Source organism: Pseudomonas sp. 9Ag, assembly GCF_902506445.1.
GTDB lineage: Bacteria > Pseudomonadota > Gammaproteobacteria > Pseudomonadales > Pseudomonadaceae > Stutzerimonas > Stutzerimonas stutzeri_AB.
The window spans coordinates 176,533-198,868 of record NZ_LR733836.1; the positions used below are offsets into that span (position 1 = coordinate 176,533).

Annotated in this window: 18 protein-coding genes and 1 riboswitch; of the genes, 7 read left to right on the forward strand and 11 right to left on the reverse strand. The window is 60.7% G+C overall.

The genetic code is table 11. The features are described from left to right. Positions 1–27 precede the first annotated feature (27 nt). Positions 28–756 (reverse strand): 16S rRNA (uracil(1498)-N(3))-methyltransferase, encoded by a 729-nt coding sequence (locus ALTERO38_RS00785; RefSeq protein ID WP_159966912.1) that lies wholly within the window; start codon positions 754–756, stop codon positions 28–30. 70 nt (positions 757–826) lie between these two features. Further along, the gene (locus tag ALTERO38_RS00790) at positions 827–2,233 is read right to left on the reverse strand and encodes an adenosylmethionine--8-amino-7-oxononanoate transaminase (protein ID WP_159966913.1); all 1,407 of its coding nucleotides are present in this window, start codon (positions 2,231–2,233) and stop codon (positions 827–829) included. A 168-nt stretch (positions 2,234–2,401) separates the two neighbouring features. Here ALTERO38_RS00790 and ALTERO38_RS00795 point away from each other — a divergent pair, with 168 nt between their 5' ends. The 5 genes from ALTERO38_RS00795 (at position 2,402) to adeC (ending at position 9,528) form a co-directional block, all read left to right on the forward strand. Then, complete coding sequence (locus ALTERO38_RS00795) at positions 2,402–2,956, forward strand: cytochrome b (RefSeq protein ID WP_159966914.1); 555 nt, start codon at positions 2,402–2,404, stop codon at positions 2,954–2,956. A gap of 23 nt (positions 2,957–2,979) precedes the next feature. Then, positions 2,980–3,555 carry a YceI family protein gene (locus tag ALTERO38_RS00800; RefSeq protein ID WP_102836684.1) on the forward strand — a complete coding sequence of 192 codons (576 nt, stop codon included), beginning with the start codon at positions 2,980–2,982 and terminating at the stop codon, positions 3,553–3,555. A gap of 244 nt (positions 3,556–3,799) precedes the next feature. Further along, positions 3,800–4,960 carry an efflux RND transporter periplasmic adaptor subunit gene (locus ALTERO38_RS00805; protein WP_148925453.1) on the forward strand — a complete coding sequence of 387 codons (1,161 nt, stop codon included), beginning with the start codon at positions 3,800–3,802 and terminating at the stop codon, positions 4,958–4,960. Between the two features lie 6 nt (positions 4,961–4,966). Next, the gene (locus ALTERO38_RS00810; RefSeq protein ID WP_159966915.1) at positions 4,967–8,101 is read left to right on the forward strand and encodes an efflux RND transporter permease subunit; all 3,135 of its coding nucleotides are present in this window, start codon (positions 4,967–4,969) and stop codon (positions 8,099–8,101) included. After that, a complete protein-coding gene (gene adeC / locus ALTERO38_RS00815; RefSeq protein ID WP_159966916.1) occupies positions 8,098–9,528 on the forward strand; it encodes an AdeC/AdeK/OprM family multidrug efflux complex outer membrane factor in 1,431 nt (476 codons plus the stop codon). The genes ALTERO38_RS00810 and adeC overlap by 4 nt, the downstream gene beginning before the upstream one ends. Positions 9,529–9,640: 112 nt before the next feature. Here adeC and ALTERO38_RS00820 read toward each other — a convergent pair whose 3' ends face one another. The 7 genes from ALTERO38_RS00820 to ALTERO38_RS00850 form a co-directional block, all read right to left on the reverse strand. Then, positions 9,641–11,458: a DEAD/DEAH box helicase gene (locus tag ALTERO38_RS00820; protein WP_159966917.1), complete on the reverse strand. Its 1,818-nt coding sequence runs from the start codon at positions 11,456–11,458 to the stop codon at positions 9,641–9,643. Positions 11,459–11,692: 234 nt separating this feature from the next. Beyond that, positions 11,693–12,544 carry a methylenetetrahydrofolate reductase [NAD(P)H] gene (gene metF, locus ALTERO38_RS00825; RefSeq protein WP_159966918.1) on the reverse strand — a complete coding sequence of 284 codons (852 nt, stop codon included), beginning with the start codon at positions 12,542–12,544 and terminating at the stop codon, positions 11,693–11,695. 77 nt (positions 12,545–12,621) lie between these two features. Next, on the reverse strand, positions 12,622–14,031 hold the full coding sequence (gene ahcY, locus ALTERO38_RS00830) for an adenosylhomocysteinase (protein ID WP_102836690.1): 1,410 nt from the start codon (positions 14,029–14,031) through the stop codon (positions 12,622–12,624). A 23-nt stretch (positions 14,032–14,054) separates the two neighbouring features. Then, positions 14,055–14,147: riboswitch (S-adenosyl-L-homocysteine riboswitch) on the reverse strand. A gap of 204 nt (positions 14,148–14,351) precedes the next feature. After that, on the reverse strand, positions 14,352–15,650 hold the full coding sequence (locus ALTERO38_RS00835) for a TRAP transporter large permease (RefSeq protein WP_159966919.1): 1,299 nt from the start codon (positions 15,648–15,650) through the stop codon (positions 14,352–14,354). Position 15,651: 1 nt separating this feature from the next. Then, on the reverse strand, positions 15,652–16,164 hold the full coding sequence (locus ALTERO38_RS00840; protein WP_159966920.1) for a TRAP transporter small permease: 513 nt from the start codon (positions 16,162–16,164) through the stop codon (positions 15,652–15,654). A 72-nt stretch (positions 16,165–16,236) separates the two neighbouring features. Next, on the reverse strand, positions 16,237–17,181 hold the full coding sequence (gene dctP / locus ALTERO38_RS00845; RefSeq protein ID WP_218581715.1) for a TRAP transporter substrate-binding protein DctP: 945 nt from the start codon (positions 17,179–17,181) through the stop codon (positions 16,237–16,239). A 623-nt stretch (positions 17,182–17,804) separates the two neighbouring features. Continuing rightward, on the reverse strand, positions 17,805–19,058 hold the full coding sequence (locus ALTERO38_RS00850; RefSeq protein WP_159966921.1) for a sodium:proton antiporter: 1,254 nt from the start codon (positions 19,056–19,058) through the stop codon (positions 17,805–17,807). 171 nt (positions 19,059–19,229) lie between these two features. Between ALTERO38_RS00850 and ALTERO38_RS00855 the strand changes: the two genes are divergently transcribed. Continuing rightward, positions 19,230–19,664 (forward strand): hypothetical protein, encoded by a 435-nt coding sequence (locus ALTERO38_RS00855; RefSeq protein ID WP_148925444.1) that lies wholly within the window; start codon positions 19,230–19,232, stop codon positions 19,662–19,664. Between the two features lie 72 nt (positions 19,665–19,736). Beyond that, complete coding sequence (locus ALTERO38_RS00860) at positions 19,737–20,186, forward strand: cytochrome c (protein WP_159966922.1); 450 nt, start codon at positions 19,737–19,739, stop codon at positions 20,184–20,186. A gap of 19 nt (positions 20,187–20,205) precedes the next feature. Here the strand turns inward: ALTERO38_RS00860 and ALTERO38_RS00865 are convergent, their stop codons facing one another. Together ALTERO38_RS00865 and ligB are read right to left on the reverse strand one after the other, a co-directional pair. Beyond that, positions 20,206–20,586 carry a DUF1090 family protein gene (locus ALTERO38_RS00865; RefSeq protein ID WP_159966923.1) on the reverse strand — a complete coding sequence of 127 codons (381 nt, stop codon included), beginning with the start codon at positions 20,584–20,586 and terminating at the stop codon, positions 20,206–20,208. A gap of 58 nt (positions 20,587–20,644) precedes the next feature. Next, the gene (ligB, locus tag ALTERO38_RS00870; protein ID WP_178114562.1) at positions 20,645–22,327 is read right to left on the reverse strand and encodes an NAD-dependent DNA ligase LigB; all 1,683 of its coding nucleotides are present in this window, start codon (positions 22,325–22,327) and stop codon (positions 20,645–20,647) included. Between the last annotated feature and the right edge of the window lie 9 nt (positions 22,328–22,336).

The following is a 22,336-nucleotide window of genomic DNA, read 5'->3' on the forward strand; positions in this document are numbered from 1 at the left end:
ACCGGCCGACGACTGTTGATCGATCACTCAGGCATCAGGCTGGAAATCGCCCCAAAGCTGCTGCGCGAGACTAAGCGCAACCACCGGTGCTGTCTCCGTGCGTAGCACGCGCGGGCCCAGCCGGGCCGGTTGGAATCCGGCGCTGTGCGCCAGGTCGATCTCGGCATCGTTCAAGCCGCCTTCAGGGCCGATCAGAAACGCTAATGTCGCAGGCGGGGTATGTGCTGATAAAGGTTCAGCCACAGGATGCAGGACCAGCTTCAATTCCGCTTCCAGCGTCACCCAGTCCGGCAGCGACATCGGGGGATGGATGATTGGAATGACTGAGCGACCGCACTGCTCGCACGCGCTTATGGCGATCTGGCGCCAATGAGCCAGGCGCTTGTCGGCCCGCTCATCTTTCAAGCGGACTTCGCAGCGCTCGCTGACGATCGGTGTGATCTCCGCGACCCCTAGCTCGGTGGCTTTCTGAATCGCCCAGTCCATCCGTTCGCCTCGCGAAAGGCCTTGACCCAGATGAATGTGCAGCTTTGATTCAGGCAGCCCGGCCAACTGATCGCGCAACATTACCGTAACCTGTTTCTTGCCTACCTCGGCCAATTCGCCGCGGTACTCTGTTCCGCTGCCATCGAAGAGCTGCACCGCTGCGCCAACATTGAGCCGCAACACTCGGCTGATGTAATGAGCAGAGGCCTCCGGCAGCTGCTGGAGGCCAAGCGAGAGTGGCATGTCGATGAAAAAGCGGGAAAGGCGCATGGCTGGGTACGGGTTAGAAAGGGAGACGCAGTTTAATGGTTTACCGGGTACGCCTGTAGCCTGCTAGCGGCTAACCGGGATCGCGGAACTCATCCGGGGCGCCAGCTGAAACCGCAACGCTGATGTCTGCTCGCGTGGCAATGTCGATGCCTTCGGTCGCCACCTCGGCAAGAAAATCGATCTGTTCCTCGGTGATGGTGTACGGCGGCAGAAAGTACACAACGCTACCCAGCGGTCGCAGCAGTGCCCCCCGCTGCAGTGCGTGCTGATAGACCTTCAGGCCGCGACGTTCTTGCCATGGATAAGGCGTTTTGCTGGCTCGATCCTGAACCATTTCGATGGCCAGAGCCATTCCGATCTGACGCACCTCGGCGACCTTCGGGTGGTCGCTCAGGTGGGCCGTAGCGGTTTTCATGCGTACGGCCAGTCGCTTGTTGGCTTCGATGACGTTGTCTTGCTCGAAGATATCCAGCGTGGCTAGGGCTGCTGCGCAGGCCAGCGGGTTGCCGGTGTAGGTGTGCGAATGAAGGAAGGCGCGCAATGTAGAGTAGTCGTCGTAGAACGCCTGATACAGCTTGTCTGTGGTCAGCACCGCAGCCATAGGCAGGTAGCCCCCGGTCAGGGCTTTGGACAGGCAAAGGAAGTCCGGCGTTATGCCAGCTTGCTCGCAAGCGAACATGGTGCCGGTACGGCCAAAGCCGACAGCGATCTCATCATGGATGAGGTGCACGTCGTACCGGTCGCAGGCCTCGCGCAGCAGCTTGAGGTAGATCGGATGGTACATGCGCATACCGCCAGCGCCTTGAATCAGCGGTTCGACAATCACCGCTGCGATCTCACCATGATGCTCGGCCAGCGTCTGTTCCATATGGGCGAACATGGTGCGTGAATGTTCTTTCCAGCTGACGCCGTCCGGGCGCAGGTAGCAATCCGGGCTCGGGACCTTGAATGTGTCCAGAAGGAGCGGCTTATAGGTGTCGGTGAACAGTGCGACATCGCCCACTGACATGGCAGCAACCGTTTCGCCGTGGTAACTGTTGGTCAGAGTGACGAATCGCTGCTTGTCCGAGCGTCCGATATTGCGCCAGTAGTGGAAGCTCATCTTCAGCGCAACTTCGATGCCGGTTGATCCATTATCGGTGTAGAACACTCGATCAAGGCCCGCAGGTGTGATGCTTACCAGTCGTTCCGACAGTTCGACGACTGGCTGATGACTAAAGCCGGCGAGCATGACGTGTTCGAGCTGATCGAGTTGGTCTTTGATGCGTTGATTGATGCGTGGGTTGGAATGCCCGAACACATTGACCCACCAAGAGCTCACGGCGTCCAGATAACGCTTCCCGTCGAAGTCCTCAAGCCACACGCCCTCACCGCGCCGGATCGGAATCAGAGGAAGTTGCTCGTGATCTTTCATCTGGGTGCAGGGGTGCCAGAGTACGGATAGGTCACGCTGCATCCAGCTGTCGTTCAGGCTCATCATTGCTCCTTGGCATAGGCGTCGGCGCAGCCTAGCAGAAACAACACGGCGGTCCGTTCAACGGAAACGGATCTATCTACCAGGCCGATATTTTGAAACGAAAAAATGCGATTCATTTCGATCTGTTAGCCGTTAGGCTAAGCGCGTTCATCATTTGGGACTTTAGCAATGCAATGGCGGAATTCTTCCAGTAACTACGGTCTGGTCAGTATCACGATGCACTGGCTGGTGGCGGTCGCTGTTGTAGTGCTGTTTGCGCTGGGTTATTGGATGGTCGGGCTGACCTATTACAGCAGCTGGTATCGGACCGCTCCGGACATACATAAGAGCATCGGTCTGCTGCTGCTGGCCCTGATGGTCTTGCGCGTCATCTGGCGCTTTCTCAATCGCGGTCCGGCGCCACTCGCAAACCACGGGCAAATGACTCGGCTGGCGACCAAGGTGGGTCATGGCGTTCTATACCTTGGGCTGTTCGCGGTCATGATTTCTGGATACCTCATATCCACCGCGGATGGCCGCGGCATCAGCGTGTTTGGATGGTTCGAAGTGCCCGCGTTGATTACCTCGATTCCCGATCAGGAAGACATAGCCGGCCTGATCCACGAATACCTCGCCTGGGCGCTGGTGATTTTCTCCAGTCTGCATGCCCTGGCGGCTCTCAAGCACCATTTCATCGATCGCGATCCGACGCTCAAGCGGATGATCGGGCGCGCCGATGCCTGACAGACCTCAAAAAGGAGTACTCCATGTTAAAGAAAAGCTTCGCTGCGTTGGCCCTGGGCTCAATGCTGTTCGCAGGCCAAGCGCTTGCCGCTGATTACGCGATTGATACCAAAGGCCAGCATGCCTTCGTCAACTTCAAGATCAGCCACCTTGGTTACAGCTGGCTGTGGGGTTCGTTCAAAGAGTTCGACGGCAACTTCAGCTTCGATGCCGCGAAGCCCGAAGCAAGCAGCGTGAATGTCACCTTGCAGACGGACAGTGTGTTTTCCAACCACGCTGAGCGCGACAAGCATCTGCGCAGCGAAGATTTCCTGAATGTCTCCGAGCATCCAACCGCGACCTTCGAGTCCACCTCGGTCAAGCCGACTGGTGACGGTACTGCTGACATCACTGGCAATCTGACCCTGAACGGTGTGACCAAGCCGGTCGTGATCGCCGCCAAGTTCCTTGGTGAAGGCAAGGACCCATGGGGCGGCTACCGCGCTGGCTTCGAGGGCACAACGACACTCACGCTGAAAGACTTCGACATCAAGATGGACCTGGGTCCGGCTTCGCAAACCGTTGACCTGATCATCTCCGTGGAAGGCGTACGCCAGTAACTAAACGTGGTTCACCGAACGCCGGCGCAAGCCGGCGTTCTGGTTTCTAGCCACCCGACACCGCTCTTCTCGAAACGCAGCGGCCTACGCGCGTGGTTTGCTCAATCAGCGCAATAGAGCGCCTGAGACGCTATTGGCTGTTTACAGACACTGATGAATGTAAGTATATTCCCCCTCATTCTGCCATTCGAGTCTGCCCAGGCCTTTCTCCCCTAGGGCTAGCTGTTCAACGAGGTCACTTTCGATGCCAATCAAGCCAGCCAGTGCTGTTCTGATTCCACTCTTCGTCGCCGTAGCATTGCTGAGCGGCTGTCAGGAAGAACCAGCGGCGGCGCCAGCGAAGCAGCCGGCTCCACAGGTGGGTATCGTGACGCTCGGGGCCGAGCCGTTCGAATTGACTACGGAACTGCCAGGCCGAACCACAGCCTTCCGTGTCGCCGAAGTCCGTCCGCAGGTCAGCGGGATCATTCAGAAGCGCCTGTTTACCGAAGGCAGCGAAGTGAAAAAGGGGCAGCAGCTCTATCAGATTGATCCGGCCGTCTACGAGGCCACTTTGAAAAGTGCTCAGGCGAAGGAGGTCTCGGCCAAGTCGCTGTCGGATCGCTATGCGCTGCTGGTCGAGGAGCAGGCGGTGAGCCAGCAGGCCCATGACGAGGCCCGGGCTGCGTCGTTGCAGGCCCAGGCCGAGCTTGAGCGGGCGAAGATCGATCTGCGTTATACCAAGGTGCTGGCGCCCATCTCCGGCCGCATCGGCCGCTCTGCGGTGACCGAGGGCGCACTGGTCAGCAATGGGCAGGCGCAGGAACTGGCGACTATTCAGCAGCTCGATCCGATCTATGTCGATGTGACCCAGCCGGTGCAGGACCTGATCGCCCTGCGGCGTGATCTGGAAAGCGGCCGCCTGCAGCAGGCCGGAGAGAGCGCGGCGAAGGCTCGGTTGATCCTGCCCGACGGATCTGAGTATCCGCATGACGGCACGCTGGAAGTAGCCGAGGTGGCTGTAGACGAAGGCACGGGCTCGGTCACCATCCGCGCCAAGTTCCCAAACCCTGAAAAAGATCTGCTGCCCGGAATGTTCGTCCACGCGCGACTGCTGGCGGGGGTACGTGAGCAGGCCTTGCTGGTGCCTCAGCAAGGCGTTACCCGTAACGCTCGTGGCGAGCCGACGGCGATGGTGGTGGGCGCCGACAACAAGGTCGAGCTGCGCCAGATCAAGACCGAACGTGCAGTGGGTAATCGCTGGCTGGTCAGCGAAGGTTTGCAGCCCGGTGATCGCGTAATCACCGAAGGCCTGCAGTTCATTCGCCCGGGTGTCGAGGTCAATCCGCAGCCTGCCGGCAACGTCAAGCAGGCCGGGCAGAGCGATGCTCAGGCTGGCACTGCTGCCGCTGGCCAAGAGGAATAACCACACATGTCCAAGTTCTTCATCGATCGGCCCATCTTCGCCTGGGTAATTGCCCTGGTGCTGATGCTTGCCGGAACGCTGGCGGTGCTCAATCTGCCGGTCAACCAGTATCCGAGCATCGCACCGCCGAACGTATCGATATCGGTCAACTATCCGGGCGCGTCGGCTCGAACCGTTCAGGACACCGTCGTGCAGGTCATCGAGCAGCAGCTCAATGGCCTCGATGGGCTGCGCTACATCTCCTCGGAGAGCAACTCCGATGGCAGCATGACCATCAACGTGACGTTCGAGCAGGGCACCAACCCTGACATTGCCCAGGTCCAGGTCCAGAACAAGCTGCAGCTCGCGACGCCCCTGCTGCCTCAGGCCGTTCAGCAACAGGGCATACGGGTGTCGAAATCGGCGCGCAACTTCCTGATGGTGGTGGCATTGGTGTCGAAGGATGGGCAGCAGACAAACTTCGACCTGGCCAACTACATCGTGGCCAACGTACAGGATCCAATCTCCCGTACGCCGGGTGTTGGTGACTTCCAGGTGTTCGGCGCCCAGTACGCCATGCGCATCTGGCTCGATCCGTCCAAGTTGCAGCAGTTCCAGCTGACGGCGGTGGACGTTCGATCCGCTATTCAGGAGCAGAACGTCCAGGTTTCATCCGGCCAGCTCGGCGGCCTGCCAGCGGTGGAGACTCAGCAGCTAAACGCCACGATCATTGGCAAGACCCGGCTGGAAACGCCGGAACAGTTCGAGAAGATCTTGTTGAAGGTCAACGCCGACGGATCACAGGTGCGCCTGCGTGACGTCGCCAGGGTCGAACTTGGCGCCGAGAGCTATGCGATCCGCGCCGAGTATAACGGCCAGCCGGCAGCCGGCCTGGGGATACGCCTTGCCGCAGGCGGCAATGCACTCGATACCGCCAAAGCGGTGCGCGCAACGATTTCCGAGTTGGAGCCCTTCTTCCCGCCGGGCGTCGAGGTGGTTTACCCCTACGACACCACGCCGGTGATCTCGGCGTCCATTGAAGGCGTTGTGCATACGCTGCTGGAAGCCTTCGTACTGGTCTTTCTGGTGATGTTCCTGTTCCTGCAGAACCTGCGGGCCACGCTGATCCCGACTCTGGCGGTGCCAGTGGTGATCCTCGGCACCTTCGCGGTCCTGCTGACATTCGGATACAGCATCAATACGCTCACGATGTTCGCGATGATTTTAGCCATTGGCTTGCTCGTGGACGATGCGATCGTGGTGGTGGAGAACGTCGAACGGGTGATGCGCGAGGAGGGGCTTTCCGCACGGGAGGCCACTCGCAAGTCGATGGGCCAGATTCAGAGCGCGCTGGTGGGTATCGGCGTGGTGCTTTCGGCTGTGCTGTTGCCTATGGCCTTCTTTGGCGGCTCCACCGGGGTCATCTACCGACAGTTCTCCATCACCATCGTCTCGGCCATGGTGCTTTCGGTGCTGGTCGCACTGATCTTCACCCCGGCGTTGTGCGCGACCATCCTGAAACCGCATAGCGGCGATCACGAGGGCAAGCGCGGGTTCTTCGGTTGGTTCAACCGCACCTTCGAGCGCGGCACGCTGCGCTACGAGCGGGGTGTGGCTGCTGTACTGCGGCGCAAAGCGCCCTACCTGCTGATGTACCTGCTCATTGTCGGCATCATGATCTGGATGTTCACCCGCATTCCCACTGCCTTTCTTCCCGAGGAAGATCAGGGTGTGCTGTTCGCCCAGGTGCAGACGCCTGCCGGTTCGACCGCGAGCCGCACCCAGGAGGTCGTCGAGCAGATGCGCGAATACCTGCTGACTGAGGAAAGCGAGACGGTCAATTCGGTGTTCACCATTACCGGTTTCAACTTCGCCGGTCGTGGTCAGAGTTCAGGCATGGCTTTCATCATGCTCAAACCGTGGGAGGAACGCACCGAGCCCGGGCAAGGCGTATTCGAGCTGGCACAGCGTGCGCAGGGCTACTTCTTCAGCCTTCGGGACGCCATGGTGTTTGCCTTCGCGCCACCCGCGGTAATGGAGTTGGGCAATGCCACCGGTTTCGATGTCTATTTGCAGGATCAGGCCGGGCTTGGCCACGAGGCCCTGACCAAGGCTCGCGAACAGTTCATGCAGCTCGCTTCCGAGGACCCGACGCTCACCGGTGTCCGCTTCAACGGGATGCGTGACGAGCCGCAGTATCGGTTGATCATCGACGATGAAAAAGCGCGTGCCCATCAGGTTTCCCTGGCGGCGATCAACGATTCGCTGTCCATTGCCTGGGGCTCAAGTTACGTCAATGACTTCATTGATCGGGGTCGGGTCAAGCGCGTCTACATGCAGGGCGAACCTACCTCGCGGATGAATCCGGAGGACCTGGGCAAGTGGTACGTGCGCAACACTGAGGGCGAGATGGTGCCCTTCACCGCCTTCGCCACGGGTGAGTGGACTTATGGCGCACCGAAGCTGACGCGTTTCAATGGCGTGCCGGCAATGGAGATTCTGGGCGCGGCCGCACCGGGTTACAGCTCCGGCGAGGCCATGGCAGCGGTTGAGCGGATCGCCGCGCAGTTGCCAGCGGGCATCGGTTACTCCTGGACTGGCCAATCCTATGAGGAACGTCTGTCCGGATCGCAGGCGCCCGCGCTCTATGCATTGTCGCTACTCGTGGTATTCCTGGCGCTTGCCGCGCTGTATGAGAGCTGGTCGGTTCCGCTCTCGGTCATGCTGGTAGTGCCGTTAGGCATTGTCGGTGCACTGGCATTCACTATGGGTCGCGGGTTGTCGAACGACGTGTTCTTCCAGGTCGGACTGCTGACCACGGTAGGCTTGTCGGCACGGAATGCGATCCTGATCGTCGAGTTCGCCAAGACCCTGCATGAGCAAGGCATGACGCTGACCGCCGCCGCGATTGAAGCCAGCCGTATTCGTTTGCGCCCTATTGTCATGACCTCCCTGGCGTTCATGCTTGGCGTGCTTCCTCTGGCAATCTCCAGCGGGGCGGGGGCAGGCAGCAAGCATGCGATCGGTACCGGGGTGATCGGCGGCATGCTCAGCGCCATGGTCTTGGCGATTTTCTGGGTCCCGCTGTTCTATGTCCTGGTGTCTTCGATGGGTAAGCGCAGGAAAACCGGCAGCGACGAGCAAAACGGAGAGGCGCAATGAACAAGTCACTATTGAGCCTGGCGCTGATGGCAGCGCTGAGCGGTTGCTCGTTAATACCGGATTACCAGCGACCTGACGCACCTACGGCTGCCAGCTGGCCCGAGGGTGAAGCGTATGTCGGCTCAGCCAGGGCAGCGAAAGGGCAGCAGATGGAGATGGACTGGCAGTCCTTCTTCAAGGACCCTGCGCTGCGTGAACTGATAAGGGTGGCCCTGGAAAACAACCGCGACCTGCGTATCGCTGCGCTGAACGTCGATGCTTATCGCGCCCTTTATCGCGTGCAGCGGGCCGATGTGTTGCCGCTCGTAAGTGGCGATGCAGCCGGTAGCCGTACTCGGACCCCGGGCGATCTCAACCAGACCGGCGAGGGCGCCATCAGCAGTCAGTACAGTGCGACGCTTGGGGTGTCCTGGGAGCTCGATCTGTTCGGGCGTCTGGGTAGCCTGCGCGAGCAGGCATTGCAGGAATTCCTCGCCACCGAGGCGGCGCAGCGGAGCACGCGAATCAGCCTGATCGCCAGCGTTGCCAACGCCTGGCTGACCTTGCAGGCCGATCAGGCCCTGTTGCTGGTGAGCCGCGACACACTCAAGGCCTTCGAAGAAAGCCTCTCGCTCACCCAGCGCAGTTTCGACGTTGGCGTAGCCTCGGCGCTTGAGTTGAGCCAGGCACGCAGCGCGGTCGATACGGCACGGGTAGGGATCGAGCGTTACACCCGCCAGGTGGCGCAGGACCGCAACGCCCTTGCCTTGCTGCTTGGTCGGAATATTCCGGTGGAGCTGCCGGCCGATGGTCGGCTGGAGCGCGACCTGCTGGCCACGGTTCCGGTGGGGCTGCCGTCGGACCTGCTCTATAAACGACCGGACATCATTCAAGCCGAATACCAGCTACGCGCCGCCAATGCGAATATCGGGGCGGCGAGGGCAGCGTTCTTTCCGCGCATCAGCCTCACCGGTGCAGTGGGTACCGCGAGCAGTGAACTGTCCGGGCTGTTCGATGGCGGCTCCAGCTACTGGAACTTCGCCCCGAGCATCAGTGTGCCGATCTTCAATGCCGGGCAGCTGCGGGCCAACCTCGACTATGCCGAGATCAGCCGCAATATTCAGGTGGCGCAGTATGAGCAGGCCATCCAGACAGCTTTCCGGGAAGTGGCGGATGGGCTGGCTGCTCAATCGACCTACGTTCGCCAAGTGCAGGCTCAGCGCGATTTGTTGGAAACCAGTCAGGATTATTACCGTCTTGCCGAGCGCCGTTACCGCACCGGTATAGACAGCTATCTGACGCTCCTCGATGCACAGCGACAGCTGTTCGAAGTACAGCAGCAATTCATCAGCGACCGTCTGGCGCAGATGGTCAGCGAGGTCGAACTGTTCAAAGCGTTGGGCGGCGGTTGGGATCCCCAGGACGAGGCTATCCCAGGTCCTGGTTGACCTCGTGTTGTGGCGCTTGCCGTCGCTCGCTGATCTTACTGCTCGGCGAAAAGTAAAAGGCTCCAACAAAAACGCCGCCCTCAAAGGCGGCGTTTTTGTTTGTTGCTACCTGTCAGCGATTGCGGGTCAGCAATGCCGGTTTCTCGCCACGAGGCTTGGTTGGCAGTTGTTCCAGCTGCTCGATGCTGGGCAGGCGGTCCAGCTTCGACTCCTTGTGGATGATGACCGGCTGCTTTTCCTTCGGTTTCTCGGCAACGTCCCGACGGGCGCCACCGCTGTCACCCTCGATGCGGCGTCCTTCATTCTTGCGGCGTGGCTGGCTGCCACGGGCTGATTGGCCTTGACGCTTGCCTTTGCCCTGAGCGCCTGCACCGGCAGTAGCCGCGCGAGGGCCCGCCGCGGCACGTGGTTGGCCGCCGGGTTGAGCCGGGGCGCCGGGGCGACGGCCACGTCCCTGCTTGTTCTGGTAGGGACTGACATAGTCGACGCTGTTGCCGAAGTTATCGACTTCGTCATCAAGAAATACGTCCGGAGCGCGATCATTCGGTATGCGAGGCGGACGGCTTGCCGGCGCGGCAGCTGTCTGCTCTGCTGAGCCCTGCGCTGGACGCGCATTGCGCGGCTTGTTGCGGCCGCGACGGTTGCGGTCGCCCGCTTTCGGCTCGCCAGCGGCCGCTTCGGTGGTTTTGGCGGCGCGCTCGCCGCGCGGTTTGCGTTCGCTATTGCGGGCAGGACGAGGCTGGCGCGGTTCGCGGACTTCCGGCTTCTCCGCTTCGATGGAGGCGGCGTCGAAACCCATTAAGTCACCGTCGGGAATCTTCTGCTTGGTCATCCGCTCGATGCCTTTGAGGAGCTTTTCCTCATCGGGTGCAACCAGCGAGATCGCTTCGCCGCTGCGACCGGCGCGGCCAGTACGACCGATGCGGTGAACGTAATCTTCCTCGACATTGGGTAGCTCGAAGTTGACCACATGGGGTAACTGGTCGATATCCAGGCCGCGGGCCGCGATGTCTGTCGCGACCAGAATGCGCACGGCATTTGCCTTGAAGTCAGCCAGTGCTTTGGTGCGAGCGTTCTGGCTCTTGTTGCCGTGAATCGCGACAGCCGGCAGGCCGTGCTTATCAAGGTATTCGGCGAGGCGGTTGGCGCCATGCTTGGTGCGGGTGAACACCAGCACCTGTTCCCAGGCACCCTGAGTGATCAGGTGAGCCAGCAGGGCGCGCTTGTGTGTGGCCGGCAGACGGAAGACTCGTTGCTCGATACGCTCGACCGTCGTGTTCGGAGGCGTGACCTGAATTTTCTCCGGCTCGTGCAGCAGCTTGCTGGCGAGGTCGGTGATGTCCTTGGAGAAGGTGGCCGAGAACAGCAGGTTCTGGCGCTTGGTCGGCAGCTTGGCGAGAACCTTTTTGACGTCATGGATGAAGCCCATGTCGAGCATACGGTCGGCTTCGTCGAGGACCAGAATCTCCACGTGGGAGAGGTCGACGGCCTTCTGGTTGGCCAGGTCCAGCAAGCGGCCAGGGCAGGCGACGAGCACGTCGAGGCCCTTGGCAATCGCCTGCACCTGCGGGTTCATGCCGACGCCGCCGAAGATGACCGCGCTTTTCAGCGGCAGGTCGCGGGCGTACAGCTTGAAACTGTCGTGAACCTGGGCGGCGAGTTCGCGCGTCGGTGTCAGCACCAATACGCGTGGCTGACGCGGACCATGGCGGTGCTCGCGATCGGGATGGCCACCCGGGAAAAGAATTTCCAGCACGGGAAGTGCGAAGCCACCGGTCTTGCCGGTTCCCGTTTGTGCAGCGACCATCAGGTCGCGTCCTTGCAACACGGCGGGAATGGCCCGCTGTTGCACTGGTGTAGGCTGGGTATAACCGGCAGCCTCGACGGCACCGGCCAAAGCCTCGGAGAGACCGAGGGAAGCAAAGGACATGAGTAATCCTGTCTCGTATAGGGCGAAGCCCTGGATGGTCATGCCTGGCTCGAATCGCGACTGGCGTGCGATCCCGTCCGGTCCTGCCGCATCTCAACGATGACGACATCCGGGCGTAAGCCTGGCGGAAGCGCGGAGTATAACAGAGCCTGTTATCACCGCATTGGTAGGACAGTGTGGCAGTTCGCAGGTTCATTGACCAGCTCCCTGTTTTTCAGAGAGCTGGTCGTTGCGTCAGCGGCTCAGCTTGAGATTGTCCCAGATTGCCAGGCTCGGCTCGGCCTGGTTCAGGGTGTAGAAGTGCAACCCCGGCGCACCGCCGGCGAGCAGCTTCTCGCACATCTCGGTAATGACCTGCGCGCCGAACGTCTGGATGCTCTCCATGTCGTCACCGTAGGCTTCCAGTTGCTTGCGCACCCAGCGTGGAATCTCCGCACCGCAGGCATCTGAGAAGCGCGCCAGCTTGCTGTAGTTGGTGATCGGCATGATGCCCGGAACGATCGGCGTTTCGACGCCCAGCTTGCGCACGCGCTCGACGAAGTAGAAGTAGCAATCGGCGTTGAAGAAATACTGGGTGATGGCGCTATCGGCGCCGGCCTTGGCCTTGCGCACGAAATTGGCCAGGTCATCCTCGAAATTGCGTGCTTGCGGATGCATTTCCGGATAGGCAGCGATTTCGATGTGGAAGTGGTCGCCGGTTTCGGCACGAATGAATTCCACCAGCTCATTGGCATAGCGCAGCTCACCGCTGGCCATGCCCATGCCCGACGGCAGATCACCGCGCAGGGCGACAATGCGCTTGATGCCGGCGTCCTTGTACAGGTTGAGCAGCTCGCGCAGCTCCTGCTTGCTGCCGCCAACGCAGGACAGGTGCGGCGCCGTGGACACTTTAACCTCGCCGTCCAGCTGCAGCACGGTGTTCAAGGTGCGATCGCGTGTCGAGCCGCCAGCACCATAAGTGCAGGAGAAGAAGTCCGGTTTGTATTCGGCCAGGCACCTGGCAGTTGCCAGGAGTTTTTCGTGCCCGGCGTCGGTCTTGGTCGGAAAGAACTCGAAGCTGAAGCTATGGCTACGTGTGTGTGACATGACAATTCCTTTCGGCAATCAGCCGCACCGCACTCGGACGAACTGGTCGCCAGAGTGCCGATGCGGCATGGCCTCGATTAGTAGCGGTAGCTATCCGGCTTGAACGGGCCTTCGACTTCAACGCCGATGTACTCGGCCTGGCTCGGCGTCAGGCGAGTAATGACACCGCCGAAGCCCTTGACCATTTCCGCTGCGACTTCCTCGTCGAGCTTCTTCGGCAGCACCATGACGGTGACGTTCGCGGTCTTTTCAGTGACCGGCAGGTCGGCAAACTTCTCGTTGAACAGGTGGATCTGCGCGAGCACCTGATTGGCGAACGAGCCGTCCATGATCCGGCTCGGGTGACCGGTCGCGTTACCCAGGTTCACCAGGCGGCCTTCGGCCAACAGGATCAGGTAATCGTCGTTCTGCGCATCGAAGCTGCCCGGACCGGTGCGGTGAATTTTGTGCACCTGCGGCTTGACCTCTTCCCACGCCCAGTTCTTGCGGGTGAAGGCTGTGTCGATTTCGTTATCGAAATGGCCGATGTTGCAGACTACGGCGCGCTTCTTCAGCGCTTTGAGCATGCCGGCGTCACACACGTTGGCGTTGCCGGTGGTGGTGACGATCAGGTCGACCTTGCCCAACAATGCAGTGTCGATGCACGCGTCGGTACCGTCGTTCAGACCGTCCTTGTACGGGGAGACCAGTTCGAAGCCGTCCATGCAGGCCTGCATGGCGCAGATCGGGTCGACTTCCGAAACCTTGACGATCATGCCTTCCTGACGCAGCGACTGAGCCGAGCCCTTGCCCACGTCGCCGTAGCCAATGACCAGCGCCTGCTTGCCGGACAGCAGATGGTCGGTGGCGCGCTTGATGGCATCGTTCAGGCTGTGGCGGCAGCCGTACTTGTTGTCGTTCTTGCTCTTGGTGACCGAGTCGTTGACGTTGATCGCCGGGATCTTCAGGGTGCCTTTCTTCAGCATGTCCTGCAGGCGATGCACGCCGGTGGTGGTTTCTTCGGTGACGCCATGGACGCGCTCCAGCACCTGCGGGTACTTGTCGTGCAGGATCTGGGTCAGGTCGCCGCCGTCGTCGAGAATCATGTTGGCGTCCCACGGCTGGCCGTCCTTGAGGATGGTCTGCTCGATGCACCACTCGTACTCTTCTTCAGTTTCGCCTTTCCAGGCGAACACCGGGATGCCCGCCGCGGCGATGGCTGCAGCGGCCTGATCCTGAGTGGAGAAGATGTTACAGCTGGACCAGCGTACTTCGGCGCCAAGTGCGGTCAGCGTCTCGATCAGCACGGCGGTCTGGATGGTCATGTGGATGCAGCCGAGGATCTTTGCGCCTTTCAGCGGCTGCTCGCCGGCGTACTTGTGGCGCAGTCCCATCAGGGCAGGCATTTCTGATTCGGCGATGATGATTTCGCGACGACCCCAATCGGCCAGGGAAATGTCGGCGACCTTGAAATCGTTGAAACCTGCAGGCGTCATGACAGCGCTCATTGAAGAGTTCTCCATTCGTTTTGTGCGAATGGGCGCCGTTGATGCGTATGGTTAACGCCCTATCCGAGCCTGACAGACCCCTGAATGGTAAGCCTGCTGCAGCGCCCCTCGGACAGGTGGCGGGCACGGCCGAACGGTGCCGGCGGTGTGAAGCCCGGCGATTATAGCCGCGCCCGCAGAAGATCCCAAGCCCGGCGCGCAATGCTGATCAGCGAGCGTGATTGGTATCTCGGGCGCAGCTCCACCGGTCAATACGCCGGCCGACGTGCCGGCCAGCTGGCCGGCGGTCGGACTGCTTTTCAACTGGCCTTCGTAAGGTCTCAGATGAAACCCAGTATACGAGGCAGGAAAAGCGATAGTTCCGGTACGAAGGTCGTGACTATCATCACGGGCAACGCCACGAAGGCCATCAGCGCCAGCGCTGGCGCTACGGTTTTGTGGATAGACACTTTGCCGATTCGACACGCCATATAGAGGATCGGGGCGACCGGTGGGCTGTTGGCGCCGATCACGACGGAGCAGGCGACGATCGAGGCGAAATGAACCGGATGCACGCCGCTTTCGACCATCAAAGGCAGGAACAAGGGCGCAATCACCACCGTGACCGATACATCGTCCATGATCATGCCGGCGATGATCAGGAAGATGTTCACTGCGATCAGGATCAACAATGGATTCTGAATCAGGTGGGTCACCAGCTCGGTCAGGTCCTGCGGAATCCGCTCGGATGCCAGGATTCGCCCGATCATAAAGCTGAACAGGAGGATGAGAATCACCGTGCCGGTAGTCTCGGCCGCGGAGACCACGCTGCGGGCAAAGCTGCCCAGGTTGAGATCCCGGTAGACGAAAAAGCCGATGAACATGGCCGCGAATGCAGCCACCGCTGCGGCTTCGGTGGGGGTGAATATGCCCCCGTAGATCCCGCCGAGAATGATCACGGGCAGTGACAGCGCCGGAATGGCGCGCAGGGTTGCTTTGCCTTTACCCGGAAGCTGCCCGATACCGTCGCCCGCGGCACTCGTGATTTCATTGAAGAAGCGACCGACACTGAAACGGTTGGCCGCGATCAAGCCAATGATCAGTAGAACCGCCGGTCCAACCGAGGCGGCAAAACAGGCTGCCACCGACTGACGGGTTACCACTGCAAACAAGATCATCGTGATCGAGGGTGGAATCAGAATGCCCAGCAGCGATGAAATGCCCAGCAGCGCGGCCGAGTAACTGCGTGGGTAACCGCGTTGCTCCAGTGGGCCGATCATGATCGTGCCGATCGAGGCGACAGCAGCGGTAGCCGTACCGGCGATGGCGCCAAAGATGCCGGATGCCATCACCATCGAGGCGCCCATGCCGCCACGGCGCTTGCCGATCATGACTTCGATGAAATCGACCAGCCGACGGGCGATTCCTCCGCTCTGCATCAGGTAGCCGGTTAATACGAACAGCGGCAGCGCAATCAGAATTACCGAGTCGAGAGAGCGGTAGCCCTGCAGCATCATGGTGTTCAGATTGGCATCGTAGGCGTATACCAGATACGCCAAGACGCCGGCGAACGACCAGGCGACAGGTACACCGATGATCATCAGCAGTATCAACAGGCCAATTGCAATAAAACCTTCCATATCAAAGCTCCTTTTGGCTCAGCTGTTTAATGCCGGCCAGTGAGCCGATGACGTCCCTCAGCGAGTAGCAGCTGCAACCAATGGCCGCGAGCATTATGGATGCCTGGGGCAACCACAGCGGGATGCCCATTCCCGGGGTCGATTGCGGACGGCGAAGCCCCCAGCTCAGCATGCGGTAGGCGAGTACCACGAAGAACAGGCAGATCAGGAACGAAATCAGCGAGATAAGAGCCTTGTGCATCAGCTGAAATCGCTGGCCGGTGATCTTCAACTCGATGAAGTCGACCTTGAGATGCTCGTTGCGCCGGCAGGCGATGGTGCCCCCGAGCATATAAAGCCACATGCCGAACAGCATGATCAGCTCCAGCAATCCCACCATGGACCAGCCGAACACATAGCGGGCCAACACCAGAAACAACATCAGACCAACCACCAGCAGACTGGCAACGAACGCTGCGGCCTCTAACAACCAGCCCACGCCTTTATCCAGTCCGGAAAAGAATTCTCGGATCATTTTTCTTCCAGCGTATGAACAAGCCGGCCCGCAAAGCGGGCCGGTTGTGGATTAAAGCCTGAAATTCGCTGATTACAGCGGAGAGGCGTTCTTGCGGATGGTGTCCATGATCTCTGGGCCCACTTCCTTGTCCATCTGTGGCCAGACCTTCTCGCGCGCGGCTTTGGCGAATTCGCGGATCTGCTCCTCGTTAGGCTCGAAGTACTTCATGCCCGCTTCCTGAGCTTTGGCGATGTAGTAATCGTCCTGCTGTTTGGCAGCCTTGAACTGCTCGTTCATGATCTCGATAGCCGCGTCGCTGACGATCTTCTGCTCCTCTTCGCTCATGTTTTCCCAGGTGTCCTGGTTGGCGGACAGAATGCCGGTCATGAAGAAGTGCTTGGTCTGCACGTAGTAATCCAGGGAATCGCGGAAGTACTCGTAGTCCCAGTAGATGACGTTGCCGGCTTCACCATCGACCACGCCGGTCTGCAGCGCTGTGTAGACCTCGCCCCAATCGATTGCGGCGGTCTGGTAACCCAGCGCCTGCATGGTCTGTGGCGCCGGGAACACGGTCATGGTGCGTACTTTGAGGCCATTCGCATCGGCAATATTCAGTGCATATTTGCCTTTGGAGGCAACACCGTTGAACCCTTCCGGCCAGGGGCCGAAAAACTTCAGGCCGATATCGCTGTAAATCCCGCCCAGCATGTTATTGACCCAGCCGCCAGGGCTGTAGGCCTTAAGCGCTTCATCCCAGGACAGGGTCATGTAGGGTGTGTAGATAACGCCGATGCGCTTGTCGTAAGACGTCATCGGCCAGTTCAGCATCAGATCGACGTCACCGGCGACATGCAGGTCAAACACTTCCTGCTGGCCGCCAAGCTCGTTCTGGTAGAAAACCTTGGCTTTGATCTCGCCGTCCGACTTCTGCTCGATCAGCTCACCCCACTTTTTCAAGGCGTCGCCCGCCGGTGAACCCTTGGTGCCAGAGTCTGTAGCGAGTTTCAACGTCAGTGCCTGGGCATGCGTGCTCATTATCAAGACAGATGCTGCCGCACCAGCGAGTAACGTCTTCAGCGTGGCTTGGATTGTTCTCATTTTTTTCACCCTAGCTCCCTAACGGTTATCAAAAAGTGCGCAGATAGGCGACAGGCCTGTGCGACGTCTAATAGGTTCTGCGCAACCAGCAGGACCCACTCCGACATGCCTTCCGCCCCGACCATCAAGCTTCGGGGCCTGTCAGCGCTTTGAAACAGGACCGCATTGCGCGGTGCATCAAGGCCTATTCCTGATGCACGGGGTCTGTCTGGCTCCACGGTTCAGCCGTAGCGACAGGGCGCAAGGTTTGCGGTCAAGTACGGAACCGATGGTACGAATGCCATCCTTGGCGAGTGTTCTGGAAGCGACGCGTTGGCACCGGAAAACGATGCGGCAGTGACGGAGATTGATTTACGTCAACGATTCGGCCGGTTGGAGCCCGTGGGCAGCTAGTGGAGGCAAGGCTCGTGTGGCTCTGGATCCTCTCAGGACTTCGAGCACTTCGAGCAGACACTACGCGGTTGGCTTTCTCCAGATGAGCGGCCGCTGGCGCAAAGACGCCCCCCAAGCTGGCTACAGCCGTGATCCTGGTAGGGCCTACCCTGGCGCTGGCGCAGGGATCAGTGAGCGCGGTCCGTATCGCGCGTGCAGATCCGCCGAACCAGCCTGCCAATGCTCAGTCCCTGGACCAGGATCGAGAACAGCACCACCAGATAGGTGATGTTCAGCAGCAGATTGCGCTCGTCGCTGGCTGGCAGCGCCAGCACCAACGCTACAGAAATGCCGCCTCGCAGCCCGCCCCAGGTGAGGATGCGCACGGTGCCGTTGGGCAGTGCGCGGCCCATTTTGCGCAACAGAAAGGCTGCCGGGCCGACTGCCACCAGGCGGGTGCCAAGGATGAGAAGGGTGACGCACAGCGCAATCAGCAGGTACTGCGCGCTGAATGGCAGTAGCACCAGCTCCATGCCGATCAGCACGAAGAGCACTGCGTTGAGAATCTCGTCGAGTAGCTCCCAGAAGTTATCGAGGTTGTCCCGGGTGTGATCCGACATGGCATGCCGGCGCCCCTGGTTACCGATGATCAGTCCAGCCACCACCATGGCGATGGGACCGGAGACGTGCAGGTGCGTGGCCAGGGTATAGCCGCCCAGCACCAGCGCGAGGGTCAGCAAGACCTCCACCTGGTATTGGTCGATGCTCTTGAGCAGGGCAAAGGTCAATGCGCCAAGCAGAGCGCCGAGCAAGATGCCCCCTCCGGCTTCCTCGACGAACAACCATATGGCTTCCCCCGCGCCGGGCGCTTCGCCGCGGGCGAGCACGCCCAACAGCACGGTGAACACCACGACTGCGACCCCGTCGTTGAACAGCGACTCGCCGACGATGGTGGTCTCCAGTGCTTTTGGCGCACCGGCCGAACGCATGATGCCGAGCACGGCGATGGGGTCGGTTGGCGAAATAAGCGCGCCGAACAGTAGGCAGTAGAGCAGCGGCGGCTGGAGTCCGAAAAGGTCGAGGATCCACCAGCTGCCCAAGCCGATCACGGCTGTGGAAAACAGTACCCCGACCGTAGCCAGTAGACCGATCGCCCAGCGGCGGGCGCGCAGATCGGCCAGGTTGATGTGCAGCGCGCCGGCAAACAGCAGAAACGACAACATCCCGTCCATCAACAGGTGATTGAAGTCGATTCGCCCGACCAACGCCTCGATCTGCGCTTCCAGCTCCGGCAGACCCAGCACCGTCAACCCATGCAGCAGCAGCGAGAACACCAGCGCCGTGGCCATTACGCCGATGGTGGGTGGCAAACCGATGAAACGGTAGTTGAGGTAGGCGAGCAGTGCCGTGAGGCTGATGAAAATGGCCGAAAGTTCTAGCATGGGGTCCTCAGGTCAGCGTCCATAGGCTGCAAAGAGTGGACTAGATGAGGACGCAAATGGTGCCGGGCGGATTATGCGCTTGGCGAATCGCGAACTCGGTCATCGACTGAGCGGTCGAACGCTAAGGTTCGGTGAACCTCGCCGGGCGAGTGACCTTCAGGAGCTGCCAACATGAACCTCTTGTTTCGTTCTGTTCTGCTAGTCATTACAGCCGGGCTGAGCCTGCCGGCTGCCGCCAATTCCTGCTATGTCAGTGCTGAAACGTCCGGCGCAGTGCCGCCGCCGGTGGTGACCGAGAAGTGCTTTCGCTACGAGGGCATGGGCGACAACAACATCGACTGGGTCTGTCAAAACAACGAGGCGGTGAAGAACTCTCGCCGGGAGATCCTCGACAGTTGCCCATCCGGTCATTTCGGCGTTTGTACGGCCGCGTTGACGCCCGCAACCTTGGCCAACGAACGTGCCACCGGTAGCCAGGCGACCAGCACGCCCGCGCCCACCACTGTGCCCGAGCAGGCGCGCATCATCACCTACTACTACAAGGCAACCGACCACGCTCAGGCCAAGATCGACTGTGAAAGTGCGGGTGGTGAATGGTCGCAGTAGGCGGATGAGGTTTGGTGATACGGCTGGCAGGGGCGATAATCGCCGGCCGTTGTATTTGCGAGTAGTCGAACCATGAAGTTGTTGCCGTTGAGTGTGTCGCTGGTCACCGTGTTGGCGCTGTTGGCTGGCTGTGATCGCATCGATCCCGATTCTCCTCTCGGCAAGCGCAAGGCCATCTATCAGCAGATGCTCGACGTCAAGGAAGACCTGGGCGGCATGCTGCGCGGTCGCCTGCCTTTCGATCCGGAAGGCTTCACCAGCGGAGCGGCGAAGCTTGATCAGTTGTCCCGCCAGCCTTGGCAGTACTACCCAGAAGTGAAGGAAGCGCAGAGCGATGCCCGTGACGACGTCTGGCAACAGCAGGCGCGGTTCAAGCAGATGGCACGTGAACTCGAGGCCCGCACTGCCGCGCTCGTGGCAGCGACCACACAGACGGCGGTGACTGCGGAAACTGTCTCGCCGGCATTTCAGCAGGTTGAAGATGCCTGCGAAGCCTGCCACAAGGAATTTCGCGCCTATTGATCATGTGCGCCTAACGCTGTCAGTGCTTGGCCGCTTCCAGTTGCTTGCGCGCCTGATCGAGGCGCCGCCTGCTCACCTCGATCACCTGCTGATCACCAGTTCCCAACGCCTCGCGCAGCTGCGCTTCGCGCGTCGTCGCCAGGCGCATCGCGCGTTCGATCTCAGCGTGGTTGGGCTGCAGTGGGACTACACCACTGCAGCGCTCGGTCAGGTTTTGCAGCTGAGCTTCCAGTAAAACGCGTTGACCGCTGTCGCCGTTCAGGCGGGCGTCCTTTATCTGCTGGCTGATGTGCTCGCGCTGAGCGCTGCACGTGGCATCCGTCTCTGCGGCGGCCATCGCTGGCTGATTCACGCAAAGGCAGAACAGCATAGAAACGAGGAGATTGTGCCGGCCGGTCATGCACAGGTCCTTTTTTTGTTGTGATGTCATATGACTGGAGGCGAGCGGTGAAGTGCCGCTAGAAACCGACGATTCCGGCCTCACGCAGCTGCTGTCGCAGCCGTAGAACGTCCGGCGACGTGAAAAAGGCGCGCAGGTGCTGAGCGCGTGTTGCGCCAATGCCGGGCTCCGCTTGCCATTGCGTCAGGCTGACATTGGCCACGGCTTCCCAGTTCTCGGCGGGGATTGCATCGGCGCCAGGAGGTGCGCCGAGCGCGCGTAGCCAGGTGGCAAGGGGCCGCTCGCGGGCCAGCTGGAAACTGCTAAACAGGCTGCTGGCACTGGCGTCACCGATGCCCGGAATCTGTTGCAGACGACGCTGATCGAGCTGCAGCCAGTCAAGCAGGTCTTCGACCAGCCCGGATTCCACCAGGGTTTGCCAGGTCCCAGGCCCCAACCCTGGCAGGTCGAGACCGTGCTTGCCGCTGAGCCAGACGAGGCGTGCGACGAGCTGCTGCTCGCAGCCAGGGCTGGCTTGCCAGCAACTCAGGAAATGGTAGTCGCCGGGTGCGGGCGCCTCGACCCGTTGCCGCTGCTGCATGCGCCAGACGACACGCTCGAAGCGCGGAACAGTCAGGCCGGCCAGGGTGATCGCGACCTGATCGTCGGGCTGCACGTCTTCCTGTTGCCAACGCCTCACGGAGCCGAGGCTGACGCGGCTGACAAGGCGGTCATCCAGCTGTACCGGCTCCAGTTGCAGCACCGGCGTGATTCTGCCGCTGCGGCCAATGCTGAACGTTACCTCGCGCACCCGGGTGACGGCTGTCCGCAGTGGGTATTTCCAGGCGACTGCCCAGTGCGGTGGCTGGGCCTGCCAGCGGGCAGCCTCCGGACGTTGGCCTTGGCGTAGCACGATGCCGTCGGTGGCGAACGGCAGGCGGTGGTGAAACCAGTACTCACGCCAATCTCCAGCTTGCTCGGCGGTATTCAGCGGCAGGGTCATCGCGGCGCTATCGCCGAAGCCCATCGCAATCAGTCCTGCAAGGCGTGCCTGCATGTCCCTAGGGCCGTTGGGCCAGTCCCAGACAAACAGGCCGATCTGCGCGGCGGTTTCCCGATCCAGCACCTGCCTCGCCATCGCCCCGGCGACACGGCTGCGTGCCCCGACACTGCCGGCTTCGGCCTGGACATGGTCCTGCAAGCGCCAGTACAGCTCACCCTGCAGGATCAGCTCTCCGCTGACGGGCAACGTTAGCGGTATGGCCTGTAGCAGTTGGGCCCGGTCGGTCCAATCCTGCCCGTGACTGCCGTTGCCGCGGCTTACCAGCCGGACCAGAGAGCCGTTCCGGTAGTGCAGCGTCACTGCGACACCATCCACTTTCGGTTGCACCCAGACATCCGAGCGAGTCGCGAGCCATTCCTTGACCGCCTCGGCATCTGCAAGCTTGGCCAGCCCGGTTTGGGCGACCGGATGGGCTACGGGGCCTTCGGCGCTGTCAAGCGGGTCCGCCGCAGGGGTTACTTTGATTGCAGCAAAGCATTCTTGCCATTGATCCAGGCGCTGCCGGGCCTGGTCATAGATTTCATCATCGACCAGCGACAGGCCGCGCCGATGATAGGCGTCGTCCCACTCTGCCACCTGGGCGGCCAAGGCTGTGAGTTCTGTTTCGGCTCGGCGGTTCGGCCAGTCAGGGCACTCGGCCATTGCCAGGCAGGAGAAGGTACAGAGCGCTGCTGCAATTAAACGCTGCATAAAGAGCATCCTTGCTCA

What these genes read in the sequence shown, in the direction of transcription:
- ALTERO38_RS00785 (WP_159966912.1), bottom strand. Translation starts at nt 756, where the DNA reads ATGCGCCTTTCCCGCTTTTTCATCGACATGCCACTCTCGCTTGGCCTC.
- ALTERO38_RS00790 (WP_159966913.1), bottom strand. Translation starts at nt 2,233, where the DNA reads ATGAGCCTGAACGACAGCTGGATGCAGCGTGACCTATCCGTACTCTGG.
- ALTERO38_RS00795 (WP_159966914.1), top strand. Translation starts at nt 2,402, where the DNA reads ATGCAATGGCGGAATTCTTCCAGTAACTACGGTCTGGTCAGTATCACG.
- ALTERO38_RS00800 (WP_102836684.1), top strand. Translation starts at nt 2,980, where the DNA reads ATGTTAAAGAAAAGCTTCGCTGCGTTGGCCCTGGGCTCAATGCTGTTC.
- ALTERO38_RS00805 (WP_148925453.1), top strand. Translation starts at nt 3,800, where the DNA reads ATGCCAATCAAGCCAGCCAGTGCTGTTCTGATTCCACTCTTCGTCGCC.
- ALTERO38_RS00810 (WP_159966915.1), top strand. Translation starts at nt 4,967, where the DNA reads ATGTCCAAGTTCTTCATCGATCGGCCCATCTTCGCCTGGGTAATTGCC.
- adeC (WP_159966916.1), top strand. Translation starts at nt 8,098, where the DNA reads ATGAACAAGTCACTATTGAGCCTGGCGCTGATGGCAGCGCTGAGCGGT.
- ALTERO38_RS00820 (WP_159966917.1), bottom strand. Translation starts at nt 11,458, where the DNA reads ATGTCCTTTGCTTCCCTCGGTCTCTCCGAGGCTTTGGCCGGTGCCGTC.
- metF (WP_159966918.1), bottom strand. Translation starts at nt 12,544, where the DNA reads ATGTCACACACACGTAGCCATAGCTTCAGCTTCGAGTTCTTTCCGACC.
- ahcY (WP_102836690.1), bottom strand. Translation starts at nt 14,031, where the DNA reads ATGAGCGCTGTCATGACGCCTGCAGGTTTCAACGATTTCAAGGTCGCC.
- ALTERO38_RS00835 (WP_159966919.1), bottom strand. Translation starts at nt 15,650, where the DNA reads ATGGAAGGTTTTATTGCAATTGGCCTGTTGATACTGCTGATGATCATC.
- ALTERO38_RS00840 (WP_159966920.1), bottom strand. Translation starts at nt 16,164, where the DNA reads ATGATCCGAGAATTCTTTTCCGGACTGGATAAAGGCGTGGGCTGGTTG.
- dctP (WP_218581715.1), bottom strand. Translation starts at nt 17,181, where the DNA reads ATGAGCACGCATGCCCAGGCACTGACGTTGAAACTCGCTACAGACTCT.
- ALTERO38_RS00850 (WP_159966921.1), bottom strand. Translation starts at nt 19,058, where the DNA reads ATGCTAGAACTTTCGGCCATTTTCATCAGCCTCACGGCACTGCTCGCC.
- ALTERO38_RS00855 (WP_148925444.1), top strand. Translation starts at nt 19,230, where the DNA reads ATGAACCTCTTGTTTCGTTCTGTTCTGCTAGTCATTACAGCCGGGCTG.
- ALTERO38_RS00860 (WP_159966922.1), top strand. Translation starts at nt 19,737, where the DNA reads ATGAAGTTGTTGCCGTTGAGTGTGTCGCTGGTCACCGTGTTGGCGCTG.
- ALTERO38_RS00865 (WP_159966923.1), bottom strand. Translation starts at nt 20,586, where the DNA reads ATGACCGGCCGGCACAATCTCCTCGTTTCTATGCTGTTCTGCCTTTGC.
- ligB (WP_178114562.1), bottom strand. Translation starts at nt 22,327, where the DNA reads ATGCTCTTTATGCAGCGTTTAATTGCAGCAGCGCTCTGTACCTTCTCC.